The following is a 16,438-nucleotide window of genomic DNA, read 5'->3' on the forward strand; positions in this document are numbered from 1 at the left end:
TGCTCGGCGAATGGCTCGAGGAGCACGATCCCGCGGGCGTCCTTGTTGCCGAACAGCGCGATTGCGTCGTTGGTCTCCTCACCGAGGTCGCGGAAGCTGACGATGTTCCCGAACGATTTGACCGAGTTTAGGATCCGGTTGGTCCGCGAGTACTCCTGGATCAGTCACCCGGAGCGCCCCAGTACGGCGCATGGGACATGCTGCGGCGATTCACGAAACGAGACTCCGCACTCCGCCGACAAATGCGTTGAAGCTCGCCGAGCGGTTGTTGTCGAGGTGGAGGTGCGGCGCGATTCTGGTCGCGAGGTCGACCTTGCGGAGCCCGGAGCGGTAGTAGCCGCGCAGCTGCAGGAGCTTCTCGAGCGCTTCCCAGGCTCCCGGGACCGCATCGGGGTCACGGAACTTCTGTTTGTTCGCAAAGGACGCGAGCCGTGGGAACTCCGCTTGCAGGGCGGCTTCGTCGCCGAGGAACCACGCTTCGAGTTCTTCGATCGCGATCCGGTTGCACACGTGAAACCACCCGTCGACCGCCGTCGAGCGGGTGGTGAGGCCTGCGCCGTGCGCAGCTGCTTCGAGTCGCTGTTTGAGACCCTGACAGTCATCGTCGTCTCGGTCGATGAGCACGAGCACTCGGAGTCCGTCCAGACCCCAATAGCGGTAGCCACGGAGTCGTTCGTCGAGGCTGGCGAGCAGATCCTGTTTTCCGTCGAACACTCGGACCTCGACGGTGGCGCCCGCGGGCAACACGTCGTTCGCAATCCGTCTGACGACCGGTTCTGCGGAGCGCTCCTCGACGAGCACTTCCAGATGGATCATCCGGGTGCTGCTCCTGCGAGCGGGTCGGCGTTGGCGAAGTAGCCCTGACGCCACAGCGCACCGAGGTTTGCGCCAGCTGCGACGTGGGGCATCACGCTCTCCATATCGGCCACTCGTGTGGTCTGCGTGTAACCGGTGTGGTCGCGGTACAAGACGCGCACCTCGTCGGGGCGCAGTTCGCTCAAGAATTCCGGAGAGTGAGTGGTGACCAGCATCTGTGACGCTTCGGTGGCCATCCTGCATTCCTCGGCAAGCAGCGGAAGCAGGCGCGGGTGCAGCTGGTTCTCCGGCTCTTCCAGTCCGATGAAGGGCGCCGGTGTCGGGTCGTAGAGGACGGTGAGGTAGGCGAGCAGCTTGAGGGTGCCATCGGACACGAACCTGCTGATGATCGGCTCGGCGAAGGGAGCGTCGCGCAACCTGAGCAGCAACCGATTGTCGCTGAGCGTCTCGGCTTCGATGGTTTGCAGCTGCGGAACGCGATCGGCGAGGACCCGACGGATCTGGTCCCAGGTGTCCGGGCGCTCTTCGACGAGGTACTGCACCACGTTGGGGAGGTTGTCACCGCTGCGCGACAGGTGTTCGGTCGGCCCGGAGATCGGGGTGGCCCGGGTGCTGTCAGCGGCGACGTACGACAGGTACCAGCCGGTGATGAAGGAGCGCAGCGAGCTGATGCGCGGGTGACGTTCGAGCTGCCCGAGCGCACTGACAGCGAGCAGATCGGCGCTCTTGAGCTGCTCGTGCTGGCGGGTGTCGATCGAGTCGGGTTCGTCCATGACGGTGCCCGCTCCGTTGCTGAAGTCGAGGAAGTGGGGTGGATAACCGCGCCGCTGGCGCGACACCCGCAGCCATTCGCGCTCGACGATGGGGCGCCCCGCGCTGCCTTCGGAGATCGCCAGGTGGTACGTGATCAGCACGTTGTCGACATCGCGGTACGTGATCTCGATCGTGACCGGTCCGTCGCTGCCGCGGCTGCGGAGCTCCGCGAGGCGGTTGCGGGCTTCGAGGGCGGGCCGTAGCCCCTCGGTGAAGGCCTCGGAAAGGAAGGCGAAGACGTCGAACACCGTCGACTTGCCGCTCCCGTTCGGCCCTGTCAACACCGTGAGCGGCGTCAGCTGGGTGAAGGACACATCACGAAGCGCGCGATAGTTGTGGACCTTGAGGCGTTCGATGCGCGGGATCTGCGGTGGGGTCATGGCAGGTTCCAGTGTGGCACGGCGACCCCTTCGTCGGATCGGTTCACGCCGCCTCCTCGAACGACAGCAGCCGGTCGCGGCAATACTCGTACTGCTTGCGCCTGGCTTCGAGTTCGGCGGAAAGCCCGATCGAGGGGTGGTTGACCCACCCATTGAAGGCGTCGAGGATCGGCACCATCCGGTGTTCATTCATTCCGCTCCCTCGTTTTCATCCGGATCGCGCCAAGAGTACGGCAACACGTCGGCGACCGGGTAGGCGCTGGCCCCGCAGCACCCGGTCCGGACCACGCCGACAGGATCAGGAATCAGCGGACGAGGTTGGCAAGCCAGCTGCGATGGCGGATCGCTGCCTTGCGGGCGCTCTTGGCGAGACGCTTGTCGTCGAGGTGAGCACCGAGCGCGTCGAGGATCTCTGCGGTCTCGGGTTGGTCGTGGCGCCAGATCTCCTCGAGCAGGTCGGCGCCCGCTGGCCCGGTCGCCTCGGCGAACAGCTCAGCGAGCGCGTTGGGCTCGTCGAGCAACGTCGACAGCAGGTCGACGAGTGGGGCGACTCCCATGAAGCCGTCCATCTCGTCGGGCGTGGCGAGGTCGTGTTCGAGCAGGTACATCGCGGCGTACCCGGCAATCGGCGAGTCGAGGAGTTGGCGGACCACGGGACCGACGTCCTCCACGGGTTCGAGTTCGCCGAAGAGGCTCGCTGCCGTCAGGCGCTGCGTCGGCTCCTCGGCGCGCATCGCGAACTCGGCGAGTGCGGCGGCGCGTTCCGCAACGGGGGTGTCGCTGCGCCAACGCCCGACGAGTTCGGCTGGGTCGACGTCGGTCGTAGCGATGGCGTTGACCAGATCGTCGGCGGTGGCGTCGCCGAGATCGGCAAGGGTCGGGAAGTCGTAGCCCGCGTCTCGCATGCGACCGATCATCGTGAGCCGGCCGAGCGGGGTGAGGCGAAACCATCCGACGACGTCGTGGGCTCGACCGTACTCGTCGAACTCGCTGTCTCGACCTCCCCATTCGACGACACCGGCGTCATGGAGCGCGTCGAAGATCGCATGCACCTCGCGGGCGAGGTAGCGGCGGCGGTGATCGGCGTCGGCGAGCAAGAGCGGGGGCACGACGAGCGAGTCGTCGACCACGGCAACGGTCTGGTCGATCACGTCGGCGACGTCGACGCGGGCCTCGGCGGGGATCCCCATCACGAGCCAGTGCGGAACGCCGTCTTCGAGCAGCGTGGCGAGCTCCCACGCGAACTCGAACCGGGCCGTGGACGACACGGGTCCGATGTCGAGCAAGGCGTCGACCACACGGACGGCTCGCTCCACGAGCGGGGTCGCAGTCCACTGCGGATCGACCTTGAGCTTGGTCTTCAGCCTGATGAACGCCCCGGCCGCTTCGGCGACGTCGGCCACGTGGGTGAGCACCGGCAGATCCGTCGAGCTGCGAGCCGTCTCCGGCTCATCCCGCCACGGGAGGTGCCGTTCGACTTCGTCACCGGTGTCGAGCAGGTCGACCAGCTCACGAGCGTCGGCAAGGCGCAGATTGCCGGCCTGGGTGACGGCGATGCCCGCGGCACCGACGTGCTCGACGAGCCGGTCGATCATCGAGATCAGACGTGACGCACCGATGCTGATCTCGATCTCGGCGTCGGTCGGAGCGATGTCGACCACGGGGAGCGCGATGCGTGGCGTCGGCGGCGGCGCGAACGACCGGTCGGTGACCGCCTTGCGATCATCGAACGGCAGCGCGTTGAACGCCTCCATTCGCTCCTCGATCAACGCCCGCATCTCGGGCCCGTCGAGATCCATGCCTGCCTCGACCATCGCGGCGATGTCAGCGAGCGGATTCCCGTCGGCACCGGCAAGCGGCAGCGCGAACATCGACTTGGCCATGCCGAAGTTGGCCGGATCGCCCATCGCCTCGACGACGACGTCGAGCAGTTCATGGGCGAGAGCCACCAGCGCTGCGGCACGATCGGCACCTCCGACCAGGCGTTGGCGGGCACCCATGTGGACGAAGAACTCCGCGACGGCAGCGCACATGAACCCGCCTTCTTCCGGGGGCGCCGAGTATTTTCGGGGCAGCCAGTCGAGCAGGAACTCGGTGAGGTCGTGGAGGTGCCAGTCGTCGAGACGACCATCGGAGTAGTTGAACCGCCAGTCGAGCAGCACACCGATCGAACCGGCGATCTCGTCCGCGTCGGACTCGCTGCGCCCGTCGGCCTGCAGGGCTTCGTAGACCTCGTCGAGCAGCGCTTCCCGAGTACCGGCGAACGCTTGCTCGTCGGCCTCGTCGTGGTCTTCGAACCGGAGTCGCACTCGCCCGATCATCGCACACAGTCCGCGGTCGTCACAGCTCGTCGTCCGGCGGACGCTGCGTTCACGCAGCACCGTGGACGTGGGCCCGATGCCCGTCGCGGTCGAAGATCATCACGACCTCGGCGGGCCCGTCGATCGCCATGATGGCGTGCGGCGTCATCGTCGCGAACTCGGCGGCCTCGCCCGTCTCGACGATCAGCGCTCGCTCGCCGAGCAGGAGACGAATCCGACCGTCGAGGACGAAGAACCAGTCGTGGCCGGGATGGACGCTCTGTTCCGGCTCGCGATCGTTCGGCTCGATGCGCATCTTCATCGCGATCGTGTTGCCGGTCGAACGACTCAGCATCCAGGTCGTGATGCCGTCCGCCATCGGATTCGCAACCGGGCGGATCACGACGTCGTCGTCGGCGTCGACGTCGAGCAGCGCATCGAGGTCGACGTGCAGGGCGCGAGCGAGCGGTACCAGCACGTCGAGGCTGATCGTTCGATTGCCCGTCTCGATGCGGCTGATGGTCGAGGCACCGAGGTTCGCCTGTGCCGCCAGATCGTCGAGCGACAACCCGAGCGATCGACGCAGGCTGCGCAGCCGTGCTCGGACCACGTGCTCGATGTCGGAGCGGGGCTCGTTCATCGGTCTCACCTTCCTACCGACCCCGGTCAGTCTTGCGAATACTGCAAACTACACTGCGGTTTGCGGGATCGACCCTAGCGTGCGGAGGATGAGTGATCACAAGATCCGCACCATCGAACGACACTGTGACGTCGCCGTCATCGGCGGTTCGGCCGCCGGGCTCGCCGCTGCCCTGCAACTCGGCCGCCTGCGCCGATCGGTCATCGTGATCGATGCCGGCACGCCTCGCAACGCGCCTGCCGACCACATGCACGGCTACCTCGGGCACGACGGCATCGCCCCATCCGACTTCGCCGCCATCGCACGCGATGACGTCCGTCGCTACGGCACCGAAGTACTCGCCGGCCGCGTCACCCACGTCGCCCGCCTCGAGGACGGGCAGTTTCGGCTCACGCTGACCGGACACCACGCGGTGCAGGCTCGTCGCGTCCTGGTGGCGACCGGCATCGTCGACGAACTGCCGGACGTGGACGGCCTCGCCGAGCACTGGGGCCGCGGCGTCATCCACTGCCCGTTCTGTCACGGCTACGAGGTGCGTGATCGACGGCTCGTGCAGATCGTCAGCCATCCGATGCACCTGCACCCGGCCGTGCTGTTCGCGCGACTCAGCGATCGACTCACGCTCGTCCTCCACGACGTCGTCCGCTCGCACGATGCCGAGGTCGAGGCGTTGCGCGCGTCGGGCGTGCGGGTGATCGACGCACGGGCACGGCGCGTGGTCGCCGACGACGGTTGCGTGGTCGCCCTCGAGCTCGACGGCGGAGCGCGCATCGACGCCGACGCGGTCGTCGTCGGCACTCGGTTCCGTCCTCGCGTCGACGCACTCGACGGCCTCGGCGTCGCGCTCGGCGACCATCCGAGTGGGCTCGGCCAGACGATCGAGACGAGTCCGACCGGCGCGACCTCCGTCGACGGGGTCTACGCCGCCGGCAACGTCGTCGACCCGAGCCAGCAGGTGCTCCACGCCGCAGCCAACGGCAGTTGGATCGGCGCGATGATCGGCGTGGACCTGGCCCGCGACGACCTGGCGCTCCGCGCCCGTTCGTCCGAGGCGGCACGGATCGCCACGGCGAGCCAGACCGACTGGGATCACCGCTACGGCCACACGCCGATCTGGAGCGGCAACCCGAACGGTTCCCTGGTCGCCGAGCGGACCGGCACGACACCCGGCACGGCGCTCGATGTCGGGGCCGGCGAAGGCGGCGACGCGGTGTGGCTGGCCGAGAACGGCTGGACGGTGACCGCGAACGACATCTCGCAGCGCGCCGTCGATCGGATCGACGCGATCGCGGCCGAGCGCGGCTTGGCGGTCACGGGATCCCGGGCCGACGCGAACGATCCCGATCCGTTCGACGGCGAGCGATTCGATCTCGTCACCGCGCACTACGCATCGATCCCCCGCACCCACGACGATCGAGGGATCGCCAATCTGCTCGCCGCGGTCGCGCCCGGAGGCACGCTGCTGGTCGTCGGCCACGATCTCGAGCCGGTGCGACGCCCCGTCGACACCGCCGAGCACAGCCGACCGTTCGATCCCGACGCCTACGTCCGCGTCGACGACGTCGCGGCAACGATCGCGTCGTCGAGCGACTGGCACGTCGACGTTCACGAGACTCGACCACGGCCGACCGGTCACACCGCGGCGTCGCACCACGTCGACGACGTCATCCTGCGCGCCCGACGCCTGGCGGACTGATCCGCACCTGGCGCATCGGATTCACGTGTGCCGGCCCGGTGACCGGACCACTACAGCTCGGGGAGCAAGGCCGAGCAGCCTTCGAGCGCACCGAGGAAGGCGGGGTCGCCGAGGTCGAGGTCGCCGAGCACCGTCTCGAGCGTCGGATCGGCGAGCACGTCGGACGTCGTGACCTCGGGGATCTCGACCCCCTCGTCGCGCAGGCAGTCGAAGAACGCGAGTGCCTGCTCGACCTCGGACTCACCGACGGGCTCGAAGTAGTCCACTGTCGCGTCGGCCGAACACGACGCACCCTCCTCGGGCACGGTCAGGTCGATCAGGTAGGCGTCGAGCACCTCGGAAGCGCACGCGATCGAGCCGTATGCGGTGTGGCCTTCGCCGTCGACGGTGTAGAGCACGCCGGTGTCGAGGAAGTCGGCGAGTTCGACCGCCCATCCGTACGGGGTCGCCGGGTCGCCGGTCGTGCCGACGACGACGATGGGCGGGGCGTCGGTCGCCGGACCGAGGACGAGCGGGTCGGTGGCCGCCGGGATGCCGATACACCCGGTGTCGGCGCGGAGGAACTCCGAGAAGTAGGCAGATCGCTCGGCGGCCTCCGCTGCGAGTTCGCGCTGCTCGTCTGCCGTCGGCCGCGACGGATCGTCGGCACAGTTGATGAAACCGTTGGCGACCTGCGAGTTGTCGTACGTGCCGTCGACGTCTCGGCCGAGCAACGAATCACCGAGCGTCTGCAGCAGCGAACCGTCTTGCTGGACTTCGGCGAGATAGAGCGCCTGCGCCAGGAACGGCCAGGAGTCGACGCTGTAGAGCGCGGCCGCGACACCGAGACTCAGTTCGCCGGGCGTGAGGACGCGATCGGGATCGCTGGTCGGGAACGAGCCTTCCTCGGCGATCTCGGCCTCCAGACCCGCGAGTACCTCCAGCGTCGGGCCGATCTCCCGCAGCAGGCAGTCCTCGTCGGCATCACACGCTGCTGCGAAGTTCTCCAACGCCCGATCGAAGCCTTCTCCCTGCTCGATGTTCAGCTCGGCGAGATCGGACGTCGGCTTCACCGCACCGTCGAGCACCAGCGCCCGCACGTTGGCGGGGAACAGCTCGGCGTAGGTCGCGCCGAGCCGGGTGCCGTACGAGTAGCCGACGTAGCTGAGTCCGTCGTCACCGAGGGCCGCTCGCAGCACGTCGAGATCACGCGCCGCGTTGTTGGTACCCACGACGTCGGCGAGTTCGGTGGTGTCGTCGGAGCAGTCGGCGAGATCGGCCTCGCCCGACTCCAGCAACTCCTGCCATCCGGCGTCGTCACCTTCCTCCAGCAGCGTCACGGTGTCGTCGAACGCGAGGTCACACTCGAGCGCCGTGCTCGCGCCGACACCACGAGGGTCGAACGACACGAGGTCGAACCGGTCGCGCAGGTCCGGCGACATCGTCAGCGCGATGAACGGCAACGACTCGATGCCGGATCCACCGGGACCGCCGGGGTTGAAGACGAGCGAGCCGATCCGTTCCTCGTCGGCGCCAGACGCCACGACACGAGCGACGGCGATGTCGAGGGTCGCACCGGCGGGATCGCCGTGATCACGTGGCACGACCAACGTCGCGCACTCCAGCGACACCATGCCGCCGGTACCGTCGTCGCAGGGCGACCAGTCGAGCAGCGAGCCGGCATCACCCGAGCCGTCATCACCCGAGCCGTCGGGGACATCGTCGGTCGATGCAGGTCCGGTGCCAGGGCCGCTGTCGATCGACTCGCCCGACGACGAGCACGACGACACGACGAGGCACCCCACGACGAACGCCGCCGTGACCCGGGATTTCCGGCAAGAGCGTGACATGGCGGAAATCTATCCAGCGGCGACGCCAGCTCGGCCGCGACTCGACGCCAGCAAGTTCCGCCCACGGGGGGAATACAGGCGCGTCGCACACTTCTAGAGTCGAGCCGTGCGGCCGAATTCGCCTCAGATCGAATCTGCGTTGATCGGCGTGCTGCTGGGCGTCGGGGCGTGCGCCGTGGCGATCCTCGCGTCGACCGAGGGAAGCTGGCCCGTCATCGTGTTGGCCACCGCACCGCTGATCGTGCGCGCCGCCTGGCAGACGATGCCGCTGTGGCTGCTGCTGGTCACCACGACCGTCCCGATCATGGTCGCGGAGGCGATCGAGAACCAGCCCGCCAGCGCGACCTGGTTGATCGGCTGCGTCGCGCTCGTGACCGCAGCCATCGATCGACGGCGCCAGGTCGAATTCGTCCCGATCGCGTTCGTCGTCGGCGGACCGTTGTGGCTGCGCCTGACCGGCACGGTCGAGTACGACGGCGCGATCTTCGGGATCTGGACGATGGGACTCTTGCTGTCGGCCACGCTCGGCACGATCGTCGGCCAACAGCGGCGGCTCATCACCACGATGCGAGAGGCTCAAGCGAATCTGGCCACCGCCGCCGCCGCCGACGAGCGCCATCGCATCGCTCGCGATCTTCACGACATCGTCGGGCACTCCTTCAGCGTCGTGCTGCTGCATCTCGCCGGGGCCCGCCACGTCATGCGCACCGATCCGGCGGGCGCCGAGGCGGCGCTGCGCCAGGCCGAGGACGTCGGCCGACGCGGCATGGACGACCTGCGCGCCTCACTGGCGTTGCTGAGGTCGACCGACGATTCCTACACCCCCGTCGGTGACCTCGGGGCACTGCACGGACTGGTCGACGGAATGCGCCAGGCCGGCCTCGACATCACGTACTCCTCGACGGGCGATCTCGACGACGTCGACGCCGCGGTCGCCGTCGTCATCTACAGCGTCGCCAGAGAGGCCCTCACCAACGCGGCCAAGCACGCCGCCGACGGTCCGATCACCTGCGAGGTCGAGGTCGGCGATCGCGCCGTGTTGCGCGTCGTCAATCCGACCCGGCCCGGAACCACGACGCCACCGAAGGTGTTGACCGGCCACGGGCTGGCCGGCATGAGCGAGCGGGTGCACGCGATCGGAGGCTCCCTCGACGTCGACCAACGCGGCAACAGTTGGACCGTGCTGCTCGACGTCCCGGCACGCGGACTCCAGGCCGTTCGATGACGACGACTTCGTCGTCCGATCACCGGGTGCGCCTGCTCCTCGTCGACGACCAACCGTTGATCCGAGCCGGGCTTCGCCTGTTCCTCGCGCCGCACGAGGGGTTCGAGGTCGTGGCCGAAGCCGACCACGGCGGCCAGGCGATCGAGTTACTGGCGACGACTCGTTGCGAGGTGATCGTGATGGACGTTCGGATGCCGGTGGTCGACGGCATCGAAGCAACCCGGCGCATCGTCGCGGCCAGCGGGCCACCCGTGCTGGTGCTGACCACGTTCGGGGAGAACGAGATCCTCGTCGACGCGCTCGACGCCGGCGCCAGCGGGTTCGCGCTGAAGAGTTCATCTCCCGAGTCGCTCATCGACGCGGTCCGCGCCACGGCGCGGGGTGGGTCCTGGATCGATCCATTGCTGCTCCCCGAGCTGCTCGAGCAGTACCGGCGGGTGGTCATTCCTCGTCAGCGCGGCGCGCAGGTGGTCGAGGAACTCACCCCACGGGAACTCGACGTGCTGGTCCTCATCGCGAGCGCAGCGTCCAATGCCGAGATCGCCGAGCAGCTCTACGTCGGCGAATCGACCGTCAAGAGCCACATCAGCTCGATCTTCATGAAGCTCGGCGTGCGCGACCGCGCCGCGGCGATCGTCTACGCGTTCGACCGCGGCATCGTCTCGCCCAAACGCGACTGAGCCGAGCCTCGGAGTGCTCGGCCCGGAGTCCGGTCGCGTCTCCCACCACGGGAGGAGCCCAAGTCGGTCCCCCGGTCGGGCGACCCCGGGCCCGTCGATCCGTACGTTCGACGCCATGCCCGAGACCGTGCCAGACGCCATGCCAGACACCATGCCAGACACCATGCAAGACACCGTGCAAGACACCGTGACCGCTGCCGGGCGAGCGTCGCTCGCGGATCGCCTGGTGCAGCGCACCAATCGCCGCATGTTCATCAAGTCGGCGGCGCTCGGCGCAGCGTTCCTCGCCGGTTGTGCCAGCGACGACGGTGCCGCTCCGTCGACGACCGGCGGACCCTCGTCAACCGCTCGACCCGGCACGACGACGCCGTCGAGTTCGACCACGACCGTTGCGACGACCGTGCCACCGATCACCAGCGCGCCACCGACCAGCGCCGCTCGCGCCATCGCGGCGCTGCCGTCGAGCGACCTCTGGTGGATGGACGGCAACTTCGGTCCGGTCGTCGGCGACCTCGAAGCGACCAACCTGAGCGTGACCGGACGTCTCCCGGCTGCGCTCACGGGAACCTGGGTGCGCAACGGTTCGAATCCGGCCGGCGAGTCGTTGCACTGGTTCGTCGGCAACGGGATGGTGCACGGGCTGCGTCTCGGTGACGGCAACGCAGAGTGGTACCGGCGACGTCACGTCGAGACCCCGTACCTGCTCGACGGCGACGCGGGCGTCCCAGGCGGTCCGGTCTCGTACTCCAACGTCAGCAGTGTGTTCCACGCCGGACGACTCCTCTCGCTCGGCGAACTGGGCTTTCCGTACGAACTCGACCTCGACGATCTCTCCACGGTCGGCCCCTTCGACTACGGAGCCCAGCTGACGACGAACATGACCGCTCATCCCAAGATCGATCCGGTGACCGGCGAGATGTTCTTCTTCGGCTACGACTTCCGCGAGCCGTATCTCACGTACATGGTGGCCGACGCCTCCGGCAACCTGCAGCGCTCCCTGCCGATCGGCATCGGCTCGCCCGCGATGGTCCACGACTTCGCGATCACCGAGCAGTCCGCGCTGTTCCTCGACCTCGCCGTCCAGTTCGATCCCGCCGAACCCGGACTGCCCTACCGCTTCGACCGGTCCCATCGGTGTCGGCTCGGCGTGATCGATCGCTCGGCCACGACCGACACGACGCGGTGGTTCGACATCGAACCCTGCTTCGTGTTCCACACGATCAACGCACATCAGAACGGTCCCATCATCACGTACGACGTCATCCGCTACGACGAACTCTGGGTCGAGCGATCGGTCGACACCTTCCCGTCCTCGGTGCCGTATCGCTACGTCGTCGACCTCGACGCCGGGACGATCACCGAAGGACCACTCGACGATCGCACCAGTGAGTTCCCGATGATCGACCGACGGACGAGCGGACGGCCGAACACGATGTCGTGGGCCGTCAGCCTCGGCGGCGAGTTCAGCGCGCCGACGTCATCGGCGTTGCTGCAGTACGGCGCCGACGGCTCCTCGCAGACCTCGGCGACGTATCAGCTGCCCGGATCCGACATCGGCGCCGAGCCGCTGTTCGTCGCCGACCCCGACCGTCCCGACGAGGGCGGCGGCTGGTTGCTGATGGTCGTGTTCCGATCCGAGACGAACACGTCCGACGTGGTCGTGTTCGACGCACACGCGATCGCCGACGGTCCGGTCGCGACAGTGCACCTCCCCGAACGCGTGCCGTTCGGTTTCCACTCGAGCTGGAGCCCGAACGCCTGAGCGACCTACGTGGCCGACGCCGTGTCGGCACGAACGCGCTCTGCGCCTGCGAGCGCCGGTGCGAGCCTGCGCCAACGCCGCTGCCGCTCCCCGTAGAACACCCACGCGAACGCCGTGACGGCGAGCGTGAGCGGGCCCGCATCGAGACGGATCTCATCGGTGTAGCGACATCGATCGGCGTCGATCTCCTCGACCACGATGTCGTGGCACCACGACCGGATCGCTCCGCCGGACTCCTCGGATCGCAACGTCCGTGTCGCCGGGTCGATCTCGGCGACACGGATGCGGTGCTTCGAGAACGGCACCACACCGAACAGCAGCAACCATCCCGTCGCCTCGTCGCCTTGACGCCACGGATCGGTCTGGCCGCGCAATGGTCGCCAGTCGAGGAGTCCTCGCGTCACGTACCGGAACGCCTGCGGGGTCTGTGCTGCCGCCCAGATCACCTCCGCTGGCGCGTCGAGGTCGGTGGTGCGCCGAACGATTCGGCCGGTGGTCGCGATGCGCTTCGTCATGGCGATATTCTGAGTAAAGCTCACATTCTTCGCAACTCGCTTTCCGTACCCCGCACATGCCTCGACGCGCCTCGGCCGAACCCAGAAAACACCCCACCCAGCGACGATCCACCGAGACGGTCGACCGCATCGTGGCGGCCGCTGCTCGCATCTTCGACGAACGCGGATACCGCGGCACGACGACCAATCACGTCGCCGAGGAGGCCGGCGTGTCGATCGGATCGCTGTACCAGTACTTCCCGAACAAGGACGCGTTGCTCGTCGCGCTCGCGGAACGACACATCGAAGACGCTGCGCTGCGCTTCGGCGAACGCCTCGCGCTGCTGCGTGAACGCCAGCCTCCGATCGCCGACACCGTGCGCTCACTCGTCGACCTCACCGTCGAACTCAACGACACGTCACGATTGCACGCATTGCTGTTCAGCGAGTGCCCGAGAACCCCGGCACTCACCGAACGGTTCGACCGCTTCGTCGACGTCGTGGTCGCCGAGTTGGTCTGGCACCTCGAACGCACCGGACTCGGCGGTGACGACCCGCTCCTGCGAGCGCGTCTCGCGTTCGCGTCGGTCGACGCCGCCGTGCATCAGGTCGTCCTCGCCGCACCGCCCGGCCGACGCCGAAAGGCCGCTACGAACGAACTCGTCGAGCTGACCCTGCACGGCATCGGCATCGGCTGACATCCTGCTTCGGCCCGCCACAACACGACGGCCGAACAGCTCTTCTCGGCCCGCCAGAACACGATGGCCGGTCAGGTCACGACGAGCGGAGCCGACCGACTGCTCCGGCGACGTCGCCGAGCCTTGACGGCTTCGAGCACGACGAGCAGCCCGACGGCAGCGGCGACGCAGATGGCGAGGTCGACGGCGCCGAGCGACTCCAGATCGAGGAAGTCGCGCAGCGGCGTGTAGAGGGCAGCCAGTTGGAACGCGACGACGAGCGACGCGATGCCGAGCATCACCGGGTTGGTGCGAAGCCCGATCGCACGCAGCGACTCGGTGGACGAGCGCGTACCGAGCGCTTGAGCAACCTGCATGAACGCCAGCGTGGTGAAGATCATCGTCTGCCACTCGATCCGATCGGCGGCCTCGTAGGCGAACCCGATCGCGAGCGACACCGCGCCGATCAGCACGCCGATCCACACGGTCGTCCGACCGAGCCCGTCGGCCCACAGACTGGCGCCAGGTCGATGCGGCGGCCGTCGCATCACCCCGCGTTCGGCCGGCTCGACACCCATCGACAAGCCGAGCAACCCGTCGGTCATCAAGTTCAGCCACAACAGTTGCAGCGGCAGCAATGCGATCGCCGATTCGACCTCGCCGCCAGCGATCAGGAACGGAATCGGCCAGGCCAGCATGACGATGATCTTTCCGAGGTTGCCGGCGACGGCGAAGCTGACGAAGCGTCGCAGATTGTCGTAGATCACCCGGCCTTCCTCGACCGCTGACACGATCGTCGCGAAGTTGTCGTCGCGCAGCACCATGTCGGACGCTTCCTTCGAGACGTCCGTTCCGGTGATCCCCATCGCGACACCGATGTCAGCGCGCTTGAGGGCCGGTGCGTCGTTGACGCCGTCGCCGGTCATCGCGACGACATGGCCCTGCTGTTGCAGTGCGTCGACGATGCGGAGCTTGTGCTCGGGTGACACCCGGGCGAAGACGGACACGGTGGTGGCCGCGCTCTGGAACTCGTCGTCGGTGAGCTGATCGAGATCGACACCGGTGAGCACCTGATCGTCGGCCGCAATACCGAGTTCGGTTGCGATCGCCTTGGCCGTCAGCGGATGGTCACCGGTGATCATCACCGGCCGGATACCAGCCTGCCGGCACACGTCGACAGCGTCGCGGACCTCGGTACGCGGCGGGTCGATGATGCCGACCAGGCCGATCATGACGAGCTCGCTCTCGGCCTCGGCAGCCAGTTCGGGCGACGACAGTGAAGCGTCATGTGCCCGGTAGGCGACACCGAGGACACGACGGCCATTGGCGGCGAGGCGATCGTTGGCATCGAGCAGACGTCGGCGCAAGGCGTCGTCGGCCTCGACCGGGCCGTCGGCCGACCACACATGCCGCGTGTGTTGGATCAGGCCGTCGATCGCTCCCTTGACGAACGAGACCGGACGATCGTTCGGTAGCGCAGCGAACAGCGGTGACGTGTCGCCGAGCGCTGCGTGCACGGTGCTCATGCGCTTTCGACCCGAGTCGAACGGGTTCTCGGCGATGCGCGGGAACTGCGAACGGAACGCATCGAGGTCGATGCCGAGGTCGTGCGCCAGGCGCAGCAACGCCGTCTCGGTCGGGTCGCCGATCAACTCCAGCGCTCCCTCGTGGTCAACTGTGGCGTCACCGTCGTTGCACAACACGATCGAGCCGAGGAGCGCTCGCGCCGACTCGGGCAGGTCATCGAGACCGAACGACGCTCCCGATTCGACGACGACTTCGCAATCGGCGACGTCGATCATGGTCACCGTCATCTTGTTCTGCGTGAGCGTGCCGGTCTTGTCCGAACAGATCACGGTCACCGAACCGAGCGTCTCGACAGCAGGCAACTTGCGGATCAGTGCGTTGCGACGCAGCATCCGCTGCGAACCGATCGCCAGCGTGAACGTCACGACGGCAGGGAGACCTTCGGGGATCACGGCGACGGCCACACTGATCGCTGTCAGGACGAGGTCGGCCGCCGACTCACCACCGAGGGCTCCCATCACCACGACCAATCCAGCGACGACAAGCCCGATCAATGCGAGCTGTTTGCCGACGCGGTCGAGACGCGCCTGCAGCGGGGTCTCGTCCGAGGTGACCCCTTGGATGAGCGTGGCGATCTTGCCCAACTCGGTCCGCATCCCGGTGGCGACGACGACCCCGACACCCCGACCTGCGGTCACCTGGGTACCGCTGTAGGCCATGCAGACGCGGTCGCCGAGCGCGAGTCGGTCGCGGTCGATCGCCTCGGTCACCTTGTCGGTGGGCTCGGACTCGCCGGTGAGAGCCGCCTCTTCGATCCGCAGGTTGGCGGCGTCGATGAGGCGCAGATCGGCTGGCACGATCGCGCCGGCGTCGAGTTGGACGATGTCACCCGGGACGAGATCGCCCGCTGGCACCTCCGTGGTGCGACCGCCGCGCACGACGCGCACGATCGGCACCGCCATCTTGCGCAGCGCGGCGATCGCCTGTTCGGCTCGGTACTCCTGATAGAAGCCGAGGAGCGTGAACAACACGACGATTGCGCCGATCGCTCCCGCCTCGAGAAACTTGCCGAGGACGAGTGACAGCAGCGCAGCGGCGATCAGGATCAGCACCATCACGGCGGAGATCTGCTCCCAGATCAGTCGCCACGGGCTCGTCGAACCAGTGTCGACCAACTCGTTCGACCCGTACTCGTCGAGTCGACGCCCGGCCTGCTGCGCATCGAGGCCGCCGCGATCGACCTGCAACTCGTCGAGAGCTTCGGAGCTGGTCAATCGATGCCACTCGACCGAGGTCACGCGGGGATCGTGCGCGGGCGTCGTCGTCACGGCACTCATGATCGTCGACGCGGTCCGTCGGGGAAGGTGACTCGATCCACCGAGGTGGCGGATCGACGGGGGTGTTCGTACACGTTGGGGTCCTTTCAGCGCACGCATCGACGTTCGCTGAAGGTCTTCCCGCCCGCTGAGCGAGCTAACCGCGCCGGCTCTTGCGAGCGTGATGACGACCGGTCTCGTGGGGTACTCCCCTTCAGTGCTTCACACGATACCGCCACCCATCCACACCACCGCCCCACGACAGAGTGGGTCTGACCCACTC

General features: G+C 67.6%; 13 protein-coding genes. 5 read left to right on the forward strand and 8 right to left on the reverse strand.

The genetic code is table 11. From position 1 onward, the window contains the following. Positions 1-210: 210 nt before the first annotated feature. The 5 genes from ACE37B_RS22910 to ACE37B_RS22930 all read right to left on the reverse strand — a co-directional run bounded on the left by ACE37B_RS22910 (position 211) and on the right by ACE37B_RS22930 (position 4,949). Positions 211-816, reverse strand: a complete 606-nt coding sequence (locus ACE37B_RS22910) for a DUF4276 family protein (RefSeq protein WP_409925673.1) — start codon at positions 814-816, stop codon at positions 211-213. Further along, positions 813-2,009, reverse strand: coding sequence for an AAA family ATPase (locus ACE37B_RS22915; protein ID WP_409925674.1), 1,197 nt, complete (start codon positions 2,007-2,009; stop codon positions 813-815). Before ACE37B_RS22915 ends, ACE37B_RS22910 begins: the two co-directional genes overlap by 4 nt. A 43-nt stretch (positions 2,010-2,052) precedes the next feature. Continuing rightward, positions 2,053-2,187 carry a hypothetical protein gene (locus ACE37B_RS22920; RefSeq protein WP_409925675.1) on the reverse strand — a complete coding sequence of 45 codons (135 nt, stop codon included), beginning with the start codon at positions 2,185-2,187 and terminating at the stop codon, positions 2,053-2,055. Positions 2,188-2,314: 127 nt separating this feature from the next. After that, positions 2,315-4,318 (reverse strand): hypothetical protein, encoded by a 2,004-nt coding sequence (locus tag ACE37B_RS22925; protein ID WP_409925676.1) that lies wholly within the window; start codon positions 4,316-4,318, stop codon positions 2,315-2,317. Between the two features lie 61 nt (positions 4,319-4,379). Beyond that, on the reverse strand, positions 4,380-4,949 hold the full coding sequence (locus tag ACE37B_RS22930; protein WP_409925677.1) for a helix-turn-helix domain-containing protein: 570 nt from the start codon (positions 4,947-4,949) through the stop codon (positions 4,380-4,382). 88 nt (positions 4,950-5,037) lie between these two features. On the opposite strand from ACE37B_RS22930, the gene ACE37B_RS22935 reads away from it, so the two are divergent. Further along, a complete protein-coding gene (locus tag ACE37B_RS22935) occupies positions 5,038-6,645 on the forward strand; it encodes an FAD-dependent oxidoreductase (RefSeq protein ID WP_409925678.1) in 1,608 nt (535 codons plus the stop codon). Positions 6,646-6,695: 50 nt separating this feature from the next. Here the strand turns inward: ACE37B_RS22935 and ACE37B_RS22940 are convergent, their stop codons facing one another. Further along, the gene (locus tag ACE37B_RS22940) at positions 6,696-8,474 is read right to left on the reverse strand and encodes an alpha/beta hydrolase (protein WP_409925679.1); all 1,779 of its coding nucleotides are present in this window, start codon (positions 8,472-8,474) and stop codon (positions 6,696-6,698) included. Between the two features lie 106 nt (positions 8,475-8,580). On the opposite strand from ACE37B_RS22940, the gene ACE37B_RS22945 reads away from it, so the two are divergent. The 3 genes from ACE37B_RS22945 to ACE37B_RS22955 all read left to right on the forward strand — a co-directional run bounded on the left by ACE37B_RS22945 (position 8,581) and on the right by ACE37B_RS22955 (position 12,141). Next, the gene (locus ACE37B_RS22945; protein WP_409925680.1) at positions 8,581-9,699 is read left to right on the forward strand and encodes a sensor histidine kinase; all 1,119 of its coding nucleotides are present in this window, start codon (positions 8,581-8,583) and stop codon (positions 9,697-9,699) included. Continuing rightward, a complete protein-coding gene (locus ACE37B_RS22950; RefSeq protein ID WP_409925681.1) occupies positions 9,696-10,379 on the forward strand; it encodes a response regulator in 684 nt (227 codons plus the stop codon). The genes ACE37B_RS22945 and ACE37B_RS22950 overlap by 4 nt, the downstream gene beginning before the upstream one ends. A gap of 115 nt (positions 10,380-10,494) precedes the next feature. Beyond that, on the forward strand, positions 10,495-12,141 hold the full coding sequence (locus ACE37B_RS22955; protein ID WP_409925682.1) for a carotenoid oxygenase family protein: 1,647 nt from the start codon (positions 10,495-10,497) through the stop codon (positions 12,139-12,141). Between the two features lie 5 nt (positions 12,142-12,146). Here the strand turns inward: ACE37B_RS22955 and ACE37B_RS22960 are convergent, their stop codons facing one another. Then, a complete protein-coding gene (locus ACE37B_RS22960) occupies positions 12,147-12,656 on the reverse strand; it encodes a hypothetical protein (protein WP_409925683.1) in 510 nt (169 codons plus the stop codon). A gap of 56 nt (positions 12,657-12,712) precedes the next feature. Here ACE37B_RS22960 and ACE37B_RS22965 point away from each other — a divergent pair, with 56 nt between their 5' ends. After that, on the forward strand, positions 12,713-13,333 hold the full coding sequence (locus ACE37B_RS22965) for a TetR/AcrR family transcriptional regulator (RefSeq protein ID WP_409925684.1): 621 nt from the start codon (positions 12,713-12,715) through the stop codon (positions 13,331-13,333). A gap of 71 nt (positions 13,334-13,404) precedes the next feature. On the opposite strand, the gene ACE37B_RS22970 is transcribed toward ACE37B_RS22965, so the two are convergent. After that, on the reverse strand, positions 13,405-16,167 hold the full coding sequence (locus ACE37B_RS22970) for a cation-translocating P-type ATPase (protein ID WP_409925685.1): 2,763 nt from the start codon (positions 16,165-16,167) through the stop codon (positions 13,405-13,407). Positions 16,168-16,438: the final 271 nt, after the last annotated feature.

Source organism: Ilumatobacter sp. (assembly GCF_046290335.1).
Classification (GTDB): domain Bacteria; phylum Actinomycetota; class Acidimicrobiia; order Acidimicrobiales; family Ilumatobacteraceae; genus Ilumatobacter_A.